20 protein-coding genes are annotated in these 20,755 nt (G+C 64.2%); 3 read left to right on the forward strand and 17 right to left on the reverse strand.

From position 1 onward, the window contains the following. Nucleotides 1-565: 565 nt before the first annotated feature. The 15 genes from E8Q41_RS22110 to E8Q41_RS25665 all read right to left on the reverse strand — a co-directional run bounded on the left by E8Q41_RS22110 (nt 566) and on the right by E8Q41_RS25665 (nt 16,772). Entirely contained in the window at nt 566-1,492 is a 927-nt protein-coding gene (locus E8Q41_RS22110) for a TIM barrel protein (protein ID WP_137157740.1), read from the reverse strand. 11 nt (nt 1,493-1,503) lie between these two features. Beyond that, nucleotides 1,504-2,337, reverse strand: a complete 834-nt coding sequence (locus E8Q41_RS22115; RefSeq protein ID WP_137157741.1) for a TIGR01459 family HAD-type hydrolase — start codon at nt 2,335-2,337, stop codon at nt 1,504-1,506. Beyond that, nucleotides 2,334-3,614, reverse strand: coding sequence for an FGGY-family carbohydrate kinase (locus E8Q41_RS22120; RefSeq protein WP_137157742.1), 1,281 nt, complete (start codon nt 3,612-3,614; stop codon nt 2,334-2,336). The genes E8Q41_RS22115 and E8Q41_RS22120 overlap by 4 nt, the downstream gene beginning before the upstream one ends. Further along, complete coding sequence (locus E8Q41_RS22125; RefSeq protein WP_137157743.1) at nt 3,611-4,651, reverse strand: class II aldolase/adducin family protein; 1,041 nt, start codon at nt 4,649-4,651, stop codon at nt 3,611-3,613. The genes E8Q41_RS22120 and E8Q41_RS22125 overlap by 4 nt, the downstream gene beginning before the upstream one ends. 223 nt (nt 4,652-4,874) lie before the next feature. Continuing rightward, nucleotides 4,875-6,401 carry a glycerol-3-phosphate dehydrogenase gene (locus tag E8Q41_RS22130; RefSeq protein WP_137157744.1) on the reverse strand — a complete coding sequence of 509 codons (1,527 nt, stop codon included), beginning with the start codon at nt 6,399-6,401 and terminating at the stop codon, nt 4,875-4,877. A 2-nt stretch (nt 6,402-6,403) separates the two neighbouring features. Beyond that, a complete protein-coding gene (locus E8Q41_RS22135; RefSeq protein WP_137157745.1) occupies nt 6,404-7,057 on the reverse strand; it encodes a class II aldolase/adducin family protein in 654 nt (217 codons plus the stop codon). A 7-nt stretch (nt 7,058-7,064) separates the two neighbouring features. After that, nucleotides 7,065-8,102, reverse strand: coding sequence for a 2-hydroxyacid dehydrogenase (locus tag E8Q41_RS22140; RefSeq protein WP_137157746.1), 1,038 nt, complete (start codon nt 8,100-8,102; stop codon nt 7,065-7,067). 4 nt (nt 8,103-8,106) lie between these two features. Continuing rightward, nucleotides 8,107-9,693, reverse strand: a complete 1,587-nt coding sequence (locus E8Q41_RS22145) for an FGGY-family carbohydrate kinase (protein ID WP_137157747.1) — start codon at nt 9,691-9,693, stop codon at nt 8,107-8,109. Then, nucleotides 9,690-10,814, reverse strand: coding sequence for an ABC transporter ATP-binding protein (locus E8Q41_RS22150; protein ID WP_137157748.1), 1,125 nt, complete (start codon nt 10,812-10,814; stop codon nt 9,690-9,692). The genes E8Q41_RS22145 and E8Q41_RS22150 overlap by 4 nt, the downstream gene beginning before the upstream one ends. Beyond that, complete coding sequence (locus E8Q41_RS22155; RefSeq protein ID WP_137157749.1) at nt 10,811-11,929, reverse strand: ABC transporter ATP-binding protein; 1,119 nt, start codon at nt 11,927-11,929, stop codon at nt 10,811-10,813. Before E8Q41_RS22155 ends, E8Q41_RS22150 begins: the two co-directional genes overlap by 4 nt. Before the next feature lie 2 nt (nt 11,930-11,931). Beyond that, nucleotides 11,932-12,789, reverse strand: coding sequence for a carbohydrate ABC transporter permease (locus E8Q41_RS22160; protein WP_137157750.1), 858 nt, complete (start codon nt 12,787-12,789; stop codon nt 11,932-11,934). A gap of 9 nt (nt 12,790-12,798) precedes the next feature. Continuing rightward, entirely contained in the window at nt 12,799-13,722 is a 924-nt protein-coding gene (locus E8Q41_RS22165; protein ID WP_137157751.1) for a sugar ABC transporter permease, read from the reverse strand. A gap of 189 nt (nt 13,723-13,911) precedes the next feature. Then, the gene (locus E8Q41_RS22170; protein ID WP_137157752.1) at nt 13,912-15,357 is read right to left on the reverse strand and encodes an extracellular solute-binding protein; all 1,446 of its coding nucleotides are present in this window, start codon (nt 15,355-15,357) and stop codon (nt 13,912-13,914) included. 120 nt (nt 15,358-15,477) lie between these two features. Then, nucleotides 15,478-16,446 carry a sugar-binding transcriptional regulator gene (locus tag E8Q41_RS22175; protein ID WP_137157753.1) on the reverse strand — a complete coding sequence of 323 codons (969 nt, stop codon included), beginning with the start codon at nt 16,444-16,446 and terminating at the stop codon, nt 15,478-15,480. Between the two features lie 152 nt (nt 16,447-16,598). After that, nucleotides 16,599-16,772 carry a hypothetical protein gene (locus tag E8Q41_RS25665; protein WP_170976580.1) on the reverse strand — a complete coding sequence of 58 codons (174 nt, stop codon included), beginning with the start codon at nt 16,770-16,772 and terminating at the stop codon, nt 16,599-16,601. 46 nt (nt 16,773-16,818) lie between these two features. Between E8Q41_RS25665 and E8Q41_RS22180 the strand changes: the two genes are divergently transcribed. Continuing rightward, nucleotides 16,819-17,589, forward strand: coding sequence for a triose-phosphate isomerase (locus E8Q41_RS22180; protein ID WP_137157754.1), 771 nt, complete (start codon nt 16,819-16,821; stop codon nt 17,587-17,589). 33 nt (nt 17,590-17,622) lie between these two features. Further along, nucleotides 17,623-18,063, forward strand: coding sequence for an RpiB/LacA/LacB family sugar-phosphate isomerase (locus E8Q41_RS22185; RefSeq protein WP_137157755.1), 441 nt, complete (start codon nt 17,623-17,625; stop codon nt 18,061-18,063). A gap of 20 nt (nt 18,064-18,083) precedes the next feature. On the opposite strand, the gene E8Q41_RS22190 is transcribed toward E8Q41_RS22185, so the two are convergent. Then, entirely contained in the window at nt 18,084-18,518 is a 435-nt protein-coding gene (locus tag E8Q41_RS22190) for a DUF5615 family PIN-like protein (RefSeq protein WP_137157756.1), read from the reverse strand. Continuing rightward, nucleotides 18,515-19,132: a DUF433 domain-containing protein gene (locus E8Q41_RS22195; protein ID WP_137157757.1), complete on the reverse strand. Its 618-nt coding sequence runs from the start codon at nt 19,130-19,132 to the stop codon at nt 18,515-18,517. The genes E8Q41_RS22190 and E8Q41_RS22195 overlap by 4 nt, the downstream gene beginning before the upstream one ends. Before the next feature lie 176 nt (nt 19,133-19,308). On the opposite strand from E8Q41_RS22195, the gene E8Q41_RS22200 reads away from it, so the two are divergent. Beyond that, nucleotides 19,309-20,751 (forward strand): RtcB family protein, encoded by a 1,443-nt coding sequence (locus E8Q41_RS22200; protein ID WP_137157758.1) that lies wholly within the window; start codon nt 19,309-19,311, stop codon nt 20,749-20,751. Nucleotides 20,752-20,755: the final 4 nt, after the last annotated feature.

Consider the following 20,755-nt stretch of genomic DNA (forward strand, 5'->3'; position numbering starts at 1 on the left):
CGAACAGGAGGTGAAGCGATGTGGCGATGGCCAATAAGCATCACGGTTGAAGTGAAGCGGATGCGGACGTGCTGGCAAGTAACGATCCGCATCCGATTCTTTATACTTTAACAAAACGGGGAGTCGGCGAGAGCCGGCTTCCCACTCCTGTAGAATAGGGCAGAATGCCGAGCTTTTCAAGGATCGCCGTCTTGCTCTCCCTCAATAGGGGTGCGTTCTGTCTTTGGCGTTTAGAAGTTGATCACCGTCGCGCCCAGGCATAACATTTCAACCTTCGACAGCAGAAGCAGCGCGCGCCGAGCCAGCCGGCGCATCGGGCAAGATGGGCTCGCCCGACTGCGGCAACAGCCTTGCCGTCGAACAGGAGGTGAAGCGATGTGGCGATGGCCAATTAGCATCACGCTAGAAGTGAAAAGGACGCGGACCAGCTGGACACTGACGCTCCGCGTCCGTTTCATGGTAGCCTAGCAAAACGAGGGGTCGGCGGGAGCCGGTCCTTCACTCCTGTAAAATAGCCGAGAGCGCCCAAGCTTTCAAGGCTCGATGATCGTCGGAGTCCAAAGCGCTAGCCCCGATTGAACCCCGTATCGATATACGGTTCCCAGAACGCCACCGACTCCCTTATCATATCCACCACCAAATGATCGGTCGGCTCGCGTTCGCGGAAGGAGAGTTCGAGGCAGATCTCGTTGTCGGTTCCGCCGCCGGCGCGCACCGCGTCGAGCAGTTTTTCCGGCTGGATGCGGCCGTCCTGGTTGTATTGGGCGGTGAAGGGCCAGTGGCCGCCTTTGTTCATCGAGGATTGCTTGATGTGGATGATCGGGCTTTCCTTGGGAAACGCGCCCGCCCAGGCGTAGGGGTCGATGTCGTCGGGGTTCGGCGAGGTCACGTCGCCATGGTCGATATCGACCATCATCTTCATCGGTATCGCCAAACCCTGTTCGGCCAGCCGCCGGTCGAGCGCCTGGCATTCGGCGATGGTGTGGCCGAATTCGCGGCCCACCGACATCGGCTCCCAGAAGAGATAGGTCAGGCCCGCCGCCTGCGCATGTTCGGCCACCTCCGCCCAGCAGTCGATGGCGATGTTCATCAACGCCTCGCGCCTGACCGGATCGTCATAGTCGCGATGGGTGAAGATGGCGAATTGGGTGCCCATGCCCAAGGCGCCGAGGCCTGCCGAGATGTCCGCGAAGGTCTTGAACCAGTCGACATAATAGCGCCGGACATCGGCGTCGGGATGGCCGAAATGGTTGAGCCGGCCGTAAGGACCGGTCATGCCCGAGGTCACCTTGAGGCCGGTGCGGTCGAGCGCGCGGGCGAAGGAGCGTTCATGTTTGGAAATCGTCGCCGCTGGCCAGCCGGGATTGATGAATTCATGCGTCAGCTGCACATAGCCGATGCGGATCTTATCGGCGATGGTGTCGATGAGATCGTCGGCCTCGGCAAAGCGATTGACCAGCGGATTGGTGTTGAGCGAGAGGGTGAACGCCATATGCGAGCCTTTCAGAGGCGGAAGTCGGGAAGGATGAAATCGGGCGCGGCCTCGTGCAGCGCAAAAAGCGCCGCGCGCTCTGTCGGCGAAGCCTCGGCGTGTATGCCGGTTTCGACCAGAATGGAGGCGATGCCGGCCATGCGGGCGCCGGCGATGTCATGCTCGACACTGTCGCCGATGGCGCAGATGCGCCGGGGCGGGATGGCGCCGAGAAAAATCTTGGCCTGATCGTAGATATCCGGGAAGGGCTTGCCGATCCAGGTCACCGCGCCGCCCAACTCCTCATAGAGATCGGCGATGCGGCCGGCGCCGAAGGCTTTGCCATCAGCGGTCAGCATCACCTTGTCGGGATTGGTGCAGAGGCAGCGCAGGCCACGCTCCGCCGCCGGCTGCAGCAGCGTCTGGTAGTGGCCGAGGTCGTAGCGGTCGCCTTCGCTCGCCGCGATCAGCACGATATCGGCGGTATCAGCGTCCTCGGTTCGGTTGTAATCCAGCCCGTCGAGCGGCGAGGTGTCGCCGTCGCGGCTGATCAGCAGGCAGCGTTTGCGGGCGCCGCCATCCGTCTCCGCCGCCATCATCCGCCAGGCGGTTTCGCCCGAGGTCAGGAACCAGTCCCAGCAGGCCTCGTCGAAGCCGAGCTTGGCGAGCCGCACGGAATTTTCCACCGAGCGCTTGCCGGAATTGGAGAGGATGATGATCTTCTTGCCGAGCGCGCGAAGCTTTTTCAGTTCCGCCGGCGCCTGCGGATAGGGGCCGGCGCCGTCGCGCAGCACGCCGAACTGGTCGATGAGAAAGGCGTCGAACCGGTCGGCCACGTCATGCAGGCCGGTGATCGTCTCCGTCATAACAATCCCTCCGCTATCGCCGCCCTAAGCGCGAGCCTCGCCGCGCCCGCCGCCGCTTCTTCCGAATGGACAGGCGCGGCGGCGACGCCGAGCCGCCTCAGCCGGATTTTTGTCCACACATCGTTCTTCGCCCCGCCGCCGACACTGCGGATCGAGCCGAGCTTGGGGCCACCAAGGCTTTCCAGCCGCTGATAGGCGAGCGCCTCGATCCCGGCAATGCCTTCGAAAATGCCCTTGAGGAAATCGGCGTCGTCAACTGGACGCGGGCTCATGCGGGGGGCGAGTGCGGGGTCGGAAATCGGAAAGCGCTCGCCCGGCTTCGGCAGCGGATAGTAATTGAGGCCGCTATCGGTTTCCGGATCGATGCGGGCCGACAGCGCGGCAATGGCGTCGGGCTCGAAATGCTGCGCCAGCACCACGCCGCCGGTGTTGGAAGCGCCGCCGGCCAGCCAGATATCGCCGATGCGATGGCTGTAAAGCCCGTAGTCCGGCGCAAACAGCGGCGTGTCCGACAGGATCTTCACCGTCAGTGTGGTGCCCAGCGCGCTGACGCCGTCGCCGGGCCGGTCGGCGCCGGTGGCGAGGAAGGAGGCGCAGCCATCCGTGGTGCCGGCCGCGATCAGCACCGTCGGGCTCAGCCCATAGGTCTGCGCCGCCTGCGCCGAAATCCGCGCCATCGTCGCGCCCGCCGGCAGCACATCGGGCAGCAGCGCTATGTTGGCCCTGGTCGCCCCGATCCAGTCGGGCCAACGCCTGCTGATCGGGTCGTATCCCGTCTTCAGCGCATTGTTTTCGTCGCTGAGATCGAAGCGGCCGGTGAGTTGCCCCGCCAGCCAGTCGGCCTGGTGGATCACCCGCTCGACGCCGGCGACAGTCTGGAAGACCATCAGCTTGGCGAGGCCAGAGGTCGGCCCATGCGCGGCGCTGTCGCGCGGCGCATGTTCCGCCACCGTCTTGAGGATACCCGCATCCTCGACCGGATCGTTATACATCATCGGTCGCGCCAGCGGCCGCCCGCGCCCATCCACAGGCAACAGCGTGCCGGAGGTGCCGTCGACCGCGATGGCGACGACGGCGCTGCGGTCGATCTCGGCCAGCGCGCCCGTCAGCGCCGAACGCATCGCCGCCCGCCATCCCTCGGGATCACGGTGATCGTCGCTGAAACTCGTGAGCTTGGCGGCGGCGCTGGCGACCACATGGCCCTCGGCGTCCATCGCCACGGCGCGCGCGCCCGAGGTGCCCATATCCAGACCGATGACGAGGGCGTGCGAGGTCATTGTAGGCTGGCCCCCCGCTTGTTGAGCTCCTGGCGGTATTTCTCTGCGTCCCAGCCCAGCAGTTCGGCATTCTGTTCGGGCGTGAAATAGCTGAGCCGTGCGCCCTCCGGGATGCGGCTCGCCACATCGACGAAGCAGCCCAGCAGAGCCAGCGGCCCCGGCTCGATCGCCTTCTTCACCAGCACGCCCTTGCCGGGAAACAGGAGAACCGGCGGCGGATTGCTGAGCCGGTCTTCCATCTCGACAGCGCTTTCGCCGGGCGCTGCGATCATGAAGCCGGGGCCGAGAAAGATCACATGGTCGGGATAGAGACTGCCGCCGGCGGCGATCCGGCAGTTTTCGAGATCGGTGGCGGCGCCATGCAGGCTTTCATCCGAGGGCAGGGTATAGGAACTGTCGAGCGCAAGTCGCGACAAGGCGGCGAGATCGGGCGCGGGCGCCGGTCGGCGCGGCGAGGCCAGCCGCCGGCAGATGTCAGCGAGCAGCGCCTCGGCCTCTGCCACCGTCTCGCCGGCCACCACAAGGCCGTGATTGCCGAGGATCAGAACGGAAATGTCGGGCCGCATCCGCGCGTGGATGGCGCGCGCCAAGGGCAGGCCGGGCCGGCAATAGGGCACGAAGGCATAGGCCACGCCCTTCAGCTTATCGGCCAGCAGCTGCTCGGCGTCGGCGCGCACCGCGAGCGCGATCGTCTCGACGCAATGCACATGCACCACCACCTTTTGCGGCATCAGCGCATGCACGGTGGTCTCGATCGACGGGCGCAAGCCGTTTTTCGCCAGCGCCGGGTCGACATGCACATGCGCCTTCTCCGCCGAGGGATCGTCTTTGGCGACCGCGTCGAGAATGGCGCCGAGCTTCACGGGCACCATCACGTCGCGCTCTTTGGCATGCGCCAGCCACAGGCCCGACGCCTTGACCCACAACGTGTCGCCATCCTTGATCGACGTATTGCCGCCGGCGGCCTGCACCAGCGCGGGATCCGCGCCGATCCGGGCGGAGAGGTCGATTAGGGCCTGGTATTCGGTGCTGCTCATGGGATTGCCTTTGTGGTTTCTGCGGAGGTGACGCCTGGGTTGGCCATCCGTTTGCAGGACTTCTGAAGGCCCCGCCCCAAACCCCTCCCCACGAGGGGGAGGGGCTTAAACTGCCTCGCCGCTATGCCCTGATTGAGGCAGGCGCGCGCCGCGCGTTCTCTCCCCCCTTGTGGGGGAGATGCCCGGCAGGGCAGAGGGGGTGTTTGGCGGCAGTAGCATTGGTTCACTCCGCCGCCCCCGCCTGCACACGCCGTTGCTCCATCCAACCCGCAAACGCCGCCCGCTCGCTATCGCTCAACTTCAATCCATGCTTCGTGCGTCGGTCGAGAATATCCTCCGCCGTCTCCGCCCATTCCTCGCTGATCAGGAAATAGGCCTCGCGCTCGTAAAACACCCCGCCGAAACACTGGCCCAGATCGCCCATTCCGCGCGCGTCGTCCAGAAGCCGCGTCAGCCGCGACCCATAGAGCCGCGCATAATGCTTGAGCACCGGGGCCGGCAGCCAGGGATAGGCGCGTTTCATGTCGCCTAGGAACTGGTCGAAATCGGCATTCGGCATAGATCCGCCCGGCAGCGTTCCCGTCCGCGTCCAGGCCTCGCCCATTGTTGGGAAGAACGGCTTGATCTTCTCCAGCGCATGTTCCGATAGCTTGCGGAAAGTGGTGATCTTGCCGCCGAACACCGAGAGCAGCGGCGCCCGCTCGCCATCGCCGTCGACCTCGAAAATATAGTCGCGGGTGACAGCCGAGGGATTTTCGGCGTTGTCGTCGTAAAGCGGCCTCACACCCGAGAAGGAATGGACGATGTCGTCGCGGGTCAGCTGCTGCTTGAAATAGCGGTTCACCGATTTGAGCAGGTAATCGATCTCGTTGCCGTCGGGCGCGACATCTTCCGGTCTGCCGTCATAGGGAATGTCGGTGGTGCCGATCAGCGTCAGGTCGTCCTGATAGGGATTGATGAAGATCACCCGCTTGTCCGGGTTCTGCACCAAATAGGCCTGCCGCCCCTCCCAGAATTTGCGCGTGACGATATGGCTGCCCTTCACGAGCCGCACGCTGCGGGCGGAGTTCAGCCCCGCCACCCGTCCGATCACGTCATTGACCCAGGGGCCGGCGGTGTTGACCACACAGCGCGCGCGATAACGGCGCTTTGCGCCCGTGCGTTGGTCGGTGGTCTCGATGTCCCACAGCCTGCCGTCGCGGCGGATAGTCGTGCAGGCGGTGCGGGTGAGGATTTCCGCGCCCTTGTCCTTGGCGTCGAGCGCGTTGAGCAGCACCAGGCGGGCGTCGTCCACCCAACAGTCCGAATATTCGAAGGCCTTGGTGTATTCGGGCTTGATCGGCGCGCCCTCGGGCGCGGTGCGCAGGTTGAGGCTGCGGGTGCCGGGCAGGCGCTTTCTGCCGCCGAGATGGTCGTAGAGGAAGAGGCCCAGCCTAACCAGCCAAGCCGGACGGTCGGCGGGGTTGTGCGGCAGCACGAAACGCATCGGCCAGATGATGTGCGGCGCGCTGTTCAGCAGCACTTCGCGCTCGATCAAGGCTTCGCGCACCAGCCGGAATTCGTAATATTCGAGATAGCGAAGCCCGCCATGCACCAGTTTGCCGGAGCGCGAACTGGTGCCCTGGGCGAGATCGTCCTTCTCCACCATCACCACGCTCAAGCCCCGTCCGGCGGCGTCGCGGGCGATGCCGGCGCCATTGACGCCGCCGCCGATCACGAACAGGTCGATGATGCCCTTGTCAGCCGTCATGCTCAGCTCTCCTTCAGTCCATAGCCCGAAAAGGCCGAGACGACGCCGGCGATCTCCTCGTCGGGCAGCAGCGCCGGCCCGCCGATCAGCAGGCTGTGATAATATTGCTTGGCGATGGTCTCGAGTTCCACGGCGCGCCACATCGCCTTTTTTAAGCTGTCGCCGCAGGCCAGCATGCCGTGATTGGCCATCAGGCAGGCGGTGCGGCCTTCCAGCGCCCGCAGCACGCTGTCGGACAGATCCTGCGTACCGTAGCGCGCATAGTCCGCCACCCGCACGTCGTTGCCGCCGAAAGCGGCGATCATATAGTGACAGGCCGGGATCGGCTTGCGGGCGATGGCGAGAATGGTCGAGAAGGGCGCATGCGTGTGCACCACCGCATTCACATCCGGCCGCGAGCGCATGATGTCGAGATGAAACGGCCATTCCACCGAGGGAACCTTCGGCCCGTCATAGGCGCCGCGCTCGCCGGTGATCGGCATCGAGGCGATCATGTCGGCGGTGACTTCATCATAGGGGATCGAGCTTGGCGAGATCAGCATGCTCTCGCCATAGCGTACCGAAATATTGCCCGACGTTCCCTGGTTCAGCCCCGACGCATTCATCGCCCGGCAGCTTTCGATGATGGAGCGGCGGATGATGTCTTCCGTGCTCATATGAGCCTCAGCAGGGATTGACCGGGGGCAGCCCGGCAATGTAGCGGCGCACCTCTTCCGCCGCCATTTCGGCGGCATAGGTCACGGTCCGCACCGAGGCGCCGGCGATATGTGGGGTCAGCGTCACATTCGGCAGTTGCAGCAGCGGCCAGTCGGTCGGCACCGGCTCGACGGCGAAGGTTTCCAGCATGGCGGCGGAGAGCTGGCCGCTGATCAGCGCCTCATAGAGCGCATCGTAATCGCAGAGCGGCCCGCGCGCGGTGTTCACGAAGATCGCGCCCTTCTTCATCTTGGCGAAGCTGTCGGCATTCATCATGCCCTTGGTCTCCTCGGTCACCCGGGGATGCAGGGTCACGATGTCGGCGCGCGACAGCAGATCGTCGAACGACACCTGCTCGACGCCGCCGTTCAAATCATCGGCGGAAAGCTGCACATAGGGATCATGCACGAGGACTTTCGTGCCGAAGGCGCGGAGGAGACGCACCACCTTCGTACCGATATTGCCATAGCCGACCACGCCCACGGTCATTTCCGAAAGTTCGCGGCCCGTGCGGTCGGCGCGATAGAGATCGCCGCGCCATTCGCCGGCGCGCAGGCTTTCATGTCCCGTGCGGATCAGCCGTGTCTCGGCGAGGATCGCGCCAAGCGTGAATTCGGCCACGGCGGAGGCGTTGCGGCCGGGCGTGTTGACCACGCGCACGCCCGCAGCCCGCGCCGCCTGCATATCGATGTTCACAGGGCCGCCGCGCGACACCGCCACGCATTTGAGATTGGGCAATTGCGCGAACATGCCTGATGACAGCGGCGCAAGCTGCGTCACCAGGATTTCCGCGTCGTCGACAAACGAGACGATCTCTTCGGCAGACCCCATATATTCCTTGAGCCCGGCCATGCCTTCCACCGCATAGCCATGCTCCATCGGCTCGTCCGGCCAAGGTTGTTCGAGCAGGCGGATGTCATGGTCCTCGCCGCAGGCGTCGACGATCTTGTCGCGAAACACGGTCGGCAGCATGAAACGATCGCCGATGATCGCAATCTTCTTCATTCTCTCAGTCCTTTCGAAGCGGGGCTTCGGGAGCCTCCGCGAGCATGTGCCAGATCGGGCGGAGCGCGGTCCGCGTCTGGCGGTAAGGGTCGAAGGCGCGGTCGAAGCGCGCCGCAATCTGAGCATCCGGCGCTTCCACCGGCTTGAGGCAGGGGCTCACCCAGTCGGCGACGCAGGCCGCCATGTCGGGATAGACGCCGAGCGACACGCAGGCGATCATCGCAGCGCCGGCTGCGCCCGCTTCCTCGCGCGTCGAGGTCTGCACGCCGGCGTTCAGCGCGCCGCCGAGAATGGCGCGCAGCGAGGCCGAGCGCGCGGCGCCGCCGGTCAGCCGCACCCGGTCGGGCGTCGGGCCCATCGCCGTGTAGCAATCGCGCGCCGCCATGGCGAGCCCGTCGAACACGGCGCGGACGAGATCGCCGAAGCCGTGATTCATCGTGAGCCCCACCAGCGAGGCCCGCGCGGTGGCGTCCACGAACGGCCCGCGCTCGCCGGCGTCGGAAATATAGGGATGGTAGAGGATCGGGTCCGAGGTCGCGCCGGCGAGCCAGGTGTCGAGATGGCCGAGAAGCTCGCTCTTCGTTTTCTCCACGCCCATGCTTCTCAGAAGCCCCGAAGCCACCGAGATGATCCAGTCGATATTCAGCGTCGCCGCCATGTTGGATTGCATCTGCGCATAGGCGCCGGGCACGGGCCAGCACATCGTGTAGCCGGTCTGGTCTGCGTTCAGCCAGACATCGTCGGGGCTTTCCGCGAAGCGCATATGCATGCCGGTGGAGCCGACGATCGAGCAGCCCGCCTGCACGCCCGGTTCATAAAGCCCGGCGCCGAGGGCGGTGCAGACCACATCGACATAGCCGAGCACGACAGGCGTGCCCACGGGCAGGCCGGTCAGACGCGCCGCCTCTTCGGTCAGCGGATGATGCGTGGTCGCGCCGTCGACGATTTCCGGCAGCAGGCTGCGCTTGTGGCGGAGATCGAGAAAGTCGATCACCTCTTCGCTATAGCTCCGCTTGCGGAAGTCGCCGAACGTGAACACGGCTTCGGACGGGTCGGTGGCGCGCCGACCGGTCAGCTTGAAATAGAGCCAGTCCTTGCAGTGAAACGTGGTGGTCACGCCGTCGAGCATGTCGGGGGCGTGTTCCAGCATCCATTTGAGCTGCGGTCCCTGCTGGCAGGCGGCGAGGCCCGAGCCGCAGGTCTGGTAGCGGGCGATGTCGCCGGCATCGCCGCGCAGCCGGTCGACGATCGCGCCGGCGCGGGCGTCGAGCCACAGCCAGCCCTTGCCGATCGGATTGCCGTCCGCATCGATCCGCCAGGTGCCGTCGCCTTGCGCGGTGACGGCGATCCCCGCCACGCGGTCTTTCAGATTGTCGATCTTGTCTGCGAGGTCGGCGAGCGTGCGGGCCGTGTCCGCCCAGGTGCGGCTCATATCCTGCACCCAGCCCGCACGCCCCTCCGCCTCATAATGGTTGGGGATCGACGCCACCGCCAGCTGGTTGCCGGAGAGATCGAAGGCGACGGATTTCAGCACCGACGTGCCCGCGTCGATGCCGATCACGATGTCGCGTCTCGCCGCTCCGCCGCTCATGCCAGTCGGTCTCCATGCGAAATCGCCATGCCCGTCTCGGCGTCGAACACATGCAGGCTTTTAGGGGCCAGATGGATGCGGATCGTCTCGCCGGGGGCGAGGCTCACCCGGTCATGCTCGACCAGCACCATGGTCCCGCCGGCGAAATCGGCGGCGATATGGGTCTGGTCGCCCAGCCATTGATTGACCGCCACCTTGGCCGCCACGCCGTCATCGGCGCGCTTGACCGCATAGGGCCGGATGCCGATCGTGACGCGGCCGCGTTTGCCGAGCGCCGCCCGCACTTCGGGCGCAAAGGCCGAGGCCGGATAGTCGAGCTTGACGCCGTCGCCGAGGCCGAAGGACACGCTTTCGCCTGATGTTGCGACGCTGGCGGAAAACACATTCATCGGCGGCTCGCCGACAAAGGTGCCGGTGAACAGATTGGCCGGCCGCTCCTTGATCATTTCGGGCGTGTCGAACTGCTGCAGCACGCCGCCCTCCATCACCGCGATCCGGTCGGCCAGCGCGTTTGCCTCGGTCTGGTCATGGGTGACGAGGATCGCGGTTAGGCCGCGCTCCTTGATGTAATGCTTGATGCGGCCGCGCAGCACGGCGCGCAGTTGCGGCTCGAGCTGGCCCATCGGCTCGTCGAGCAGATGCAGGTCGGCGTCGCGGATCAGCGCCCGGCCCAAGGAGGCGCGCTGCTGCTGGCCGCCCGAGATCGAGCTGGGATAGCGGCCGAGAATATCCTCGATCTCCAGAAGCTTGGCGATATAGGCGACCTTTTCCTCCACCTCGGCGTTGGAGAGTTTCGCGGCCTTCAATGCAAAGGCCATATTCTCCTTCACGGTCAGCGGCGGATAGAGCGAATAGCCTTCGAACGCCATGGCGACGTTGCGCTTGACCGGCGCCAGCATATGCACCGGACGTCCGCCGAGCGAAATCTGTCCGCGCGACACCGGCTCGAAGCCGGCGATCATCCGGAGCGTCGAGGTCTTGCCGCAGCCGGACGAGCCGAGCAGCGCGATGATCTCGCCCTTCTTCACATCCATCGTCAGCTTCTTGACGGCATGCACGCCGTAATCCACGGGGCCGTAGAATTTGTCGACGCCGTCGATCCTGAGAGCGGTCTCCGTCATGCCGCGACTCCCTGATGCTTCTGGGCTTTGTCATTGTCGGACAGGCGCGCGCCCGTCTCCTTGTCGAACAGGAAGGCCTGGCCGCCGTCGATGGCGATCGCCGCGCTTCCATGTGTCGGCCCCGGCGTTCCCGCCGGCCGCGACACCAGGATTTCCCGGCCGCGCGCCGTCAGCGCCAGCGTCACGGTCTTCTCGTTGAGCGGCGTTTCCGCCTCCACCGTGACAGGCACGGCGTTGTCGGCGGAGGGGTCGATAAAGCGCAGCGTCTCGGGCCGGAGGCCGAGAATGGCGGGCTTGCCTACCACGCTGGCCGCCACATGCGGCAGCGCCACCCGCATATTGGAGATCGAGCAATAGACGCCGCCCACATCGCTTTTCGGCGTCACGTCGAGCAGGTTGATCGTCGGGTCGCCGAAGAGGCGCGCGATCTCGACATTGGCGGGCCGGAGATAGATGTCCTCGGGCGCGCCGATCTGCTGGATCTTGCCATGCGCCATCACCGCGATGCGGTCGCCGAGCGCCATCGCCTCCTTATAGTCCTGCGTCACATAGATGGTGGTCGCGCCCTGACGCGCCAGCACGCGCGGCAGCTCCAGCCGCATTTCGAAGCGGAGTTTGGCGTCGACATTGCGGAGCGGATCGTCGAGCAGCAACACCGGCGGCGAGCCGGCCAGCGCACGCGCCAGCGCCGTGCGCTGCTTCTGACCGTTCGACAGCGCCTTGGGCCTGTGGGTCAGCACATGGTCGATCTTGAGAAGCTTGGCGACCTTTTCGACGCCCGCCTTGATGGCGCCGTCCTTCTCGCCGCGCGCCTCGAGCGGCGTGGCGATATTGGCAAACGCGTCCATATGCGGAAACAGCGCGAAATTCTGGAACGCCATGCCGATGCCGCGATATTCGGCGTCGAGATCGGTCACATCATCGCCGCCGATCAGGATCTTGCCCTGGTCGGGATCGATGACGCCGGCGATCAGCCTCAGCAGCACGGTCTTGCCGGCGCCCGACGAGCCGAACAGTACGAGCCGTTCGCCTTCCGCAATGCTCAAGGACAGATCATCGATAACCGTATGCGTCTTGAAGCGCTTGGTGATGTTTTGAAGTTCGAGCGTAGCCATGATTATCCTTTCACCGCGCCGAGCGACAGGCCTTCGACGAGGTAGCGCTGGGCGTAGAGCGCGAGCGCCAGCGTCGGCGCGATCGACAGCACGATGGCGGCGGCGATCTGGCCGTATTGAATGCCCGAGGCGGTCACGAAGGCGAGCGCGCCCACCGTCACCGGCTGCTTGTCGGCGGACGCCAGCACCAGCGCGAAGACGAAGTTGTTCCAGGCGAAGATGAAGGCGAGCAGGCCAGCCGCCGCGATGCCGGGACCGGCGAGCGGCAGAGCGATCTTGCGGAAGGTGGCGAACCAGCCGTGACCGGCGATGCGATAGGCGTATTCGACGTCAGCCGAGATGTCCTCGAAGTAGCCGCGCACGATCCAGAGGATGAGCGGCAGGCAGATCAGCTGATAGACCCAGATGAGGCCGATATAGGTGTTGGCGAGGCCCATCCACTGGAAATACTGGGTCAACGGCAAGAGCACGAGCAGCGGCGGCGCAAAGCGGAAAGACAGCAGCGTGAAGGCGATATCCTCCGAGCCCCGGAACTTGTGGCGCGCGAAGGCGTAGGCCGCGGGCACGCCGAGGATCAGCGCGATCGCCACCGACGACACCGACAGCAGCACTGAATTGCCGAGATTGCGCATGAAGGCGATGTCGAGCGTGCCGGCGGCGGAGACGAGCTTGCCGGTGATCAGCGCCTGATAGTTCTCCAGCGTCGGCGAGAACACCACTTTCGGCGGGATCGACAGGATGGTCTCGTTGGTCTGGAAGCTCATCATGAAGATCCACAGGATCGGGAACATGAAGAAGATCACGACGAGGGTGAGGGCGATGCCGCGCAAGATGCGTTCGATGGGGGATGTGGTTTCCATGGTCGAGCCTCACGCTTCGCCGCGCGCGCGTTCGCGCAGCCGCAGCCAGTTCTTGATGAAGAGGTTTGAGAGGAAATAGGTGATGGCCCAGAGGATGATCATCAGCGCCGCCGAGCGTCCGACATTGGTCGCCTGGAAGAAGTTGAGATAGGCCTCGACCTGGAACACCGTCAGCGTGTCCCCGGGCCCGCCCTGGGTCATCGCATAGATGATGTCGAATTGCTGGATGCTGTCGAGCAGCCGGAACAGCGTCGCCGTCAGGATATAGGGCGTCAGCATCGGCAGCGTGATGCGGAAGAACACGAAGCTGCGCGGCACGCCGTCAAGCGCCGCCGCCTCGAAAGGCTGGGTCGGCAGCGAGCGCAGGCCGGCGAGCAGCAGGATCATGATGAACGGCGTATAGACCCAGATATCGACCAGCACGACGGTGAACAGCGCCGTCGACGGCGAGGACGCCCAGCGGAAATCCGACAGTCCGATCAGGCTCGCGCCATAGGAGAGGATGCCGAAGCCCGGATTGGTCATCAGCTTCCACATCAGCGCGGCCAGCGCCGGCGCGGTCATCAGCGGCAGAAGCAGCATGATCGAGATGAAATTGTTCACCGTCGAGCGCTTCTGCAGCAAAAGCGCGATGGCGAGCCCGAGCAGCAGTTCGAGCACGACCGTCAGCCCGGCATAGACGAGCGAGATCTTCAGCGTGTTCCAGAAGCTCGGATCGGTAAAGAAATTGAGGTAATTTTCGCCCCAGTTGAATTTCCGCGCCCAGGGCTGCGACAGCCGGTAGCGCTGGAAGGAGCTGATCACCGCGGTGATGAAGGGAATGAGGATCCCGATGCAGACCAGCAGCGCGGGCAGGCTCAGCACATAGGGCAGGACGCGTTTGGAGATCCTGAAGCCCGACGGGGCCCGTTTTGCGGCGACTGTCTCGGCCATGTTTCGCTCCATTGTCTTGGAGTGTTTTCATCATTGGATGGACGGATCGCTCCGTCCATCGCGCATGTCATGAGAGAAAAGGCGGCCGGGCCAGGGAGAACAACCCGGCCGCCTGCGGGGCGCGACGCTAAAGAGGGGTTACGGTCGCGAAAGGGCGCCCCGCTTTGGAGCCCTTTGGGGAGCTTGGGATCAGCCGAGACCGGCTTCCTGCAGCTGCTTGTCGATCGACTGCGCCAGCTGGTCGAGGCCTTCGTCGACAGGCACTTCCTTGGCCACCATCTTCTGCAGCGTCGCCGCCCATTCGGTCGTCACGTCGAAGAACAGCGGCTGGGCCGTGAACTTGATCGAGGCGCCCGGAGCCGACTTGTCATGCATTTCGACATAGCCGGGATAGGACTTGTTCAGCCGCTCGGTAAACATCGGGTCGGCCCAGACCTTCTTGCGGACGGGGTTGACGAAGTCCATCTTGGTCGCGCCGAAGATGGCGTGTTCCAGACCCGTCGCCCATTGCAGGAAGTACCAGGTGGCGTCCTTGTCCTTGGAGAAGTTGGACATGGCCAGCGACCAGATCCAGATGTTCGGCGTCGGACCTTCAGCCGCCGGATTGGCCGCAAACGGCGCATAAGCCAGCTGACCCTTCATCTTGTTGTCGCCGCCATTCATGAAGTAGCCGAGAATGTCGGCGTCGTAGATCATGGCGGAGGCGCCGGCGCCGAGATCGGTGCCGACCTGATACCAGGTGTAGGTCGACCAGTCTTTCGGGCCGCTGTCCTGGATCATCTTGACCCATTTGCCGTGGAAATCCTTGGACTCCTTGGTGTTCATCGCGGCCGACAGCTTGCCGTCGGCAGAGACGTTGAGGTCCTTCTGGCCGAAATTGGCGTAGCCCGACAGGAAGCCCGGATGGATGGTCGCCCAGGAGCGCGAGCCGCGCACGCCGATGCCGTAGACGCCGCCGCCGACATCCTTGGTCAGCTTGGCCGCGGTGTCGAGCATTTCGTCGATATTGGTCGGAACCTTGGCGCCGACCTTGTCGAACATCGCCTTGTTATAGGAGAGGTTGTTCTGCTCGTAGCCCCAGGGAATGCACCACTGCTTGGCGTCGTCGGAGCCGAGCGCGCCGCCGGGCGTGCCGTTCCAGGCGCAGGAGTTCTTGACGCCGGGCAGGAAGTCGTCCCAGCCGTAGTTCGGGTTGGTCTTGGCCGGGTCGTTGATCCATTCCTTGAGATCGGTGATCCAGCCGGCCGGGCCATAGGTCCAGGTCATATAGGCGCCGGTCATGAAGGCGTCGTATTCGCTGGAGCCCGACGACAGCGCCGCCGTGACCTTGTCGAAATAGACATCTTCCGGGAACACGTCATAGGTGACGTTGATGCCGGTCATGTCGGTGAAGGTCTTGAGGTTGGCGATCATCGCATCGGCATAGGGATGCTTGTTGAGCAGAAGCTTCAGCGACTTGCCCGAATGCGCCTTCCAGTCGAAATCGGCGGCCAGCGCCTCGCTCTGCATCATGCCCATCAGCATGCCGGCGGTTCCCGCGGTCACGCCCAGCGCGCCGAGACCCTTCAACAGGCCGCGACGGTCCACCTGGCCGCGCAGGAAGGCGTCGATCAGATCCTTTTCCTTCTCATGCATTTTCGTTCTCCTCCACAGTTGGGTGTCTCCTCGGCTCTTTCAGAGCCATACCGGCCACCCTGACCGGTAATTCCTCCGCCCGATCGCCACACTCTCCTCGGCGGGCGAACCAGGCCAAACTCAGTCCTGGTCGGCCATCAGCTCGACCGCGGTCCGCTCATCGGTGATGAGGCCGGACAGAAATCCGCTTCTGAGCACGGCGCGGGTCGCCCGCGCCTTGTGCTTGCCGCCCGCCACCGCCACGATGCGGCGGTTCTTCAGCGCCTCGCGCGACAAAGTGAAGGTGCGGTTCGACAGCATGGTCTCGACCGGACGCCCCTCGGCGTCGAAGAAATGGCCGAGCATTTCGCCCACCGCGCCGGCATGCTTGATCTCCTCGATCTCGCTCGTTTCGATCATGCCGGTGGAAACCAGCGACGCCTCGCGCTCGGCGGTACCGATGCCGACCAGCAGCAGATCGGCGCTGTTGGCGAGGTTGAACACGTCGAGCACGCCGCGCTGGGAAAACAGCACGTCGCGATCCTCCACCGTATTGGCGAAGAAGGGCACGGGCATGACATAGGCTTCCGCCGCCACGCGTTCGGCCAGCCTGTGGATCACGTCATGCGGATTGGCCGAGAATTTGCGGGTGAGGCCGCCGAGCAGCGACACGAAGCGGGCCTTGGTGTTGGCCATGCGCGGCAGGTAATCGACGCAGGCGGCCAGCGTCCGGCCGTGGCCGACGCCGATCAGCTTGGTCTCGCCGCTTTCGATCTCGCGCTTCAGGAACTGCGCGCCGGAGATGCCCAGCGCCTTGAGCGGAAGCTCGTCGCTGTCGAAATCGGGAGCGACCTCGCAATAGGTAAGGCCGAAGCGTTCGCAGAGCTTCTGTTCGAGCTCGACGCATTCGGAAACGTCGGAGTCGATATAGACCTTCACCAGGCCTTCCTGATTGGCCTTCATGATCAGCCGATGGGCTTTGAGAGAGGTCAGGCCCAGGCGTTTGGCGACTTCGGCCTGGGTAAGGCCGCCGGCGTAGTGCAGCCAGGCGGCGCGTGTCGCCATGCTGGTCTCGTCGTCGCGAATTCCGCCCGTCGCCGATAGCGCCATGATCCCGGTTTCTCCTCCTGTCGGCCTTCCGATCGCTCGGTTTAGCTGCGCTGCATTCGCTGCAGTGCGTGATATTTTTTTATCCGGCCGCAAAAAATTTCACGAAAGAATTTTCACGTTCTGAAATTTTTGTCAATGGCGCTTTCGCCTCGTCACAGGGGAATGTTGTTTTGCACTGCGTCAGGCCATGCGGCGCCGCAGCGAGAGAAAATCGTCAAATGGGTGAAAAACAGCGCTTCCCAGTCAGCACGGTCAGCGCCGGTCTGTGTGATGTCGGCTTCAAATCTAACATTTAAAGCAATCAATATCACATCGCGATGTTGCATTGCTCGTCGCCGGTGTTATGTTCGCCGCGAAAGAGCGGAGGCATGCATGCGCACAGTCTGGGTCGGAACCAGCTTCAAGATGAACAAGACGCTCAGCGAGGCCCTGGCCTTCGCCGAGGCGCTGGCGGCGAGCGACGCGGCCCGCGATCCGCGCATTCAGCGCTTCGTCATTCCGCCCTTCACCGCCGTCCGCGAGGTCAAGGCGCGACTGAAGAACACCTCCGTCAAGGTCGGCGCGCAGAACATGCATTGGGACGACAAGGGCGCCTGGACGGGGGAAATCTCGCCGGTGATGCTGACCGATTGCGGCCTCGATCTCGTCGAACTCGGCCATAGCGAGCGCCGCGAACATTTCGGCGAAACCGACCGCACGGTCGGCCTGAAAACCGCCGCCGCCGTCCGCCATGGCCTGACGCCGCTCATTTGTATTGGCGAGACGTTGTCCGAGCGCGAAGCCGGCCTTGCCGACGAGGTTTTGAAGCGCCAGGTCGAAGGCGCGCTGTCCGGTCTCGAAGGCGAGGGCAGGGCGGCGCCGGTTCTGCTCGCTTATGAGCCGGTCTGGGCCATCGGCGTCAACGGCATTCCCGCCACCGCCGATTACGCCGACGCCCGCCACGCCCGCATCGCCGAGGTCGCCCGCAACGCCTTGGGCCGCGACGTGCCCGTTCTCTATGGCGGCAGCGTCAATCCCGGCAATTGCGCGGAACTGATCGCCCAGCCGCATATCGACGGACTGTTCATCGGCCGCTCCGCCTGGGAGGCGGAGGGCTATCTCGACATTCTCGCCCGCGTCGCCAAAGCGCTCGATGCGGTCTGACGCATCTCACCCGACCTGACAATGGAGACCGCCATGAAAATCGCCCTCGGAGCCGACAGCGCCGGCAAGCCGCTCATCGACGTCATCGAAGCCCATCTCAAGACCCGCCCTGATCTCGAAGTCGTCAATCTTTCCAAATCCGGCTTCTACGCCGATCTCTCCCGCGATCTCGCCGAGACCATCGTCAGCGGCGAAAACGAGCGCGGCATTCTCTGCTGCGGCACCGGCATCGGCGTCTGCATCTCGGCCAACAAGGTGCCGGGCATCCGCGCCGCGCTCACCCACGACGCCTATTCCGCCGAACGCGCCGCCAAATCCAACAACGCCCAGATCATCACCATGGGCGCCCGCGTCATCGGCCCGGAACTTGCCAAAACCATCGTCGACGCCTGGCTCGCCTCCGACTTCGACCCCAACGGCCCCTCCGCCGGCAATGTCGAGGCGATCAACCGTCTGGATGAGAAGAAGGGGTGAGCAGCGAGAGCCAGTCTGGTTCAGGTTGAACCTGACAGGTTCTCCGCAGGCAAAGCGTAACGCAAAATCCTGATCTCATCAGCCTCCGTTAGCGTGGCTTCAAGCACCTGGTTGACGAGATCGGCATTCTCGTCGACCTCATCCAGCAGGATATCGAAAAGCTCCAGTTGGACAGGTAGAGGCATGGCGCCAACAGCGTTGAGGCAGATCAACCCAGCATGTATGGCGACATCGGCATATTGCCCCCTGACGCCGGGGGCATCGGCGGGCCCGCGAAAATCAACTGAGTTTTTGGTGACGAAGGTCCAGTCACCCGCAAGGATCAACGGCTTCAATTCCCAGTCCTTGAGGCCAGATGCGCCGATCCATGTCACATGCGACGCGTGTCCATATCCCCGTTCATGCGCACGTTTGGCGAGACGAGGGCTCAGACATTCGTCGATCAGCAGCTTCACGCGGCTGGCTTCCGTCGCGTGACCAACTTGTCGGAAACTACGCGCCCCGCTGACGCTGTTTGGCGCGGCCGCCCGCGCAGTGGATTGGCTTTGGCATAGAGACGCGCGAGCGTGAGAATGTCGGCGTTGATCTGCGGATGGTCCTGGAGAAGCTCTGCCTCAGCCAGGCCAGAATCAAGCGAAGCGGCGAGGTCGTAAGGCGAAAGTCGCGTTCCCCGGATCACAGCCGCGCCGCTCAGGATGTCGGGATCGTGGGTGATCAGCGCCCGCGCCGCATGAAGCAGGGCGAGGTTGCGCTGAGCTCTGCGCAGGAAGGGGCCGAGATCGATGCTGAGAAAGCCTTCGCGCAGCGTCCAGTCGGCGTCCGGCCTGTTTAACGTCAGACGTTTTGCCGCCCAGCCGATCGCTCCGATCCTCTCTTCCGCCGTCAGTCGCGCAGCGCTTTCGACATAGAACGAAATAAGCCCGCAACTCTCGGCCCAAACCTGCCGGCCGCCGTCCCTGTCGTGCAGTTGAGGCGGCAATATGCCCTCATCGATCATGCGATGAACATCGCGCAATCCCACCTCCGCCACCACGGCGGCTTCCGGCGTTTTCAGCATTTCCTTGCGCATGGTGCGGCCTAATATTCATTCCGATGCGCCGGAGTATATAATCTTTGGGAGCGGGCGTCAAAGAGTGGTGGCGCGAGCCTTCCCATAGCCGTTGAAATCTCCGTCGCTCTGTGTCATGGGAGCTTTCTCCCCGTATTGCCGCGGCTGCTGAACCCCTGGCATTTACGGAGAACAGCATGCCCGTCCCATCATCCATCCGTCGCGCCGGCGTCATTGCCGGCCATGTCGTCAGGTCTGTCGTCGCGCACGACGAACCGGACCAAAATTTGGTGCGCGCATTCGCAGACCTTGCCGAGGCTCTGCCGACGCCCGAGGCTTTGGCGGCAAAAGGCGCCAGCATCAGCGCGGTCGCCACCACACCAGATTTTCACCCGGGCAAACCCGTCCCTGTCGGTGTCGTCGCCGATGTCGACGGCGCTGTGCTGCCGCATATGATCGGCTCCGACATTGGCTGCGGCATGCGCATGATTGTGCTGGACGATGTCACGGTGGAGGATCTTGCTGCGTCGGATCTCGATGGCCAGCTTCGCCATCTGTTCTTCCAGGGCGGTCGCGACATTGCGCTCACCGGCCGCAACCGCTCCGCCATCCTCCGTGAAGGCCTACCCGGCCTCCTCGAAAGCCTGGGCGACACGAGGCTTGGATTGCTGGCCAAGCTCGACATGACGGGCGCATGGGCGGATCTCGATCGGCAGTCGGACATGGGCGTGTTCGCATCGGCAGGCGTCGATCCCGATTTCGAAGACTATGCCCGGCTAGACGATAGTCACCGCCGCGACGCCATTCTCGGCACGATCGGCGGCGGCAACCATTTTGTCGAATTCGGCGCGGTCGAACATATCGCCGATGGCGCTTTTGCGAGAGCCGCGGGCTTGAAGCCCGGCGCCGTCGTCGTCGTGGTCCATTCGGGCTCGCTCGATTTCGGCCAGCGGGTGGGAACCGCCATGAAGGAGAAACTCCGCGCCGACGCCCGCGCCGGCGCGGACTGGCGGGTCCTGTCGCAGGATATGCAGCCGGACCTTTTTGAGCGCTACATGATGGGCCACGCCAATGCGGTGAACGCCGCCTTCGCAAATCGCTTCCTGATTGGCCTGATTGCCGTCGAGGCGCTCGCCCGGACGCTCAACCGCACAGTCGCGCACCGCCTTGTCTATGACGCCCCGCACAACACCGTTTGGCGGCATGGCGACCGCATACGCCACAGAAAGGGCGCCTGCCCGGCCCGGGGCGCAAGCGCCATGGCCGGCGGCCCCTATCAGTGGTTTGGAGAGCCTGTCATTTTGCCGGGATCGATGGGCGACGGCTCCTGGCTGCTGTGCGGCCAGGGCGCGGACGAAACGCTCCACTCCTCCGCCCATGGCGCCGGCCGCAAACTGTCGCGGCAGGGAGCCCGCGCCGAGACGGATCTTTCGCCCGCGCTTCGCGTCATCGGCCCTGTCGATCCCAGGAGCCCCATGCTTCAGGGACGGCGCGACATTCTCGCCGACCTCCAGTCGCGCCTGCACGAAGAGGCGCCTGGGGCCTACAAGCCGATCGAAAGCGTAGTCGATCCCATGGAGGCGGCGGGCGTCGTTACCCGTGTCGCCAAGGTGAGGCCCGTTCTGACGGTGAAGGGGTGAGGGT

Origin of the sequence: Rhizobium sp. FKL33 (assembly GCF_005222915.1) — a bacterium.
Lineage (GTDB): Bacteria > Pseudomonadota > Alphaproteobacteria > Rhizobiales > Rhizobiaceae > Rhizobium_E.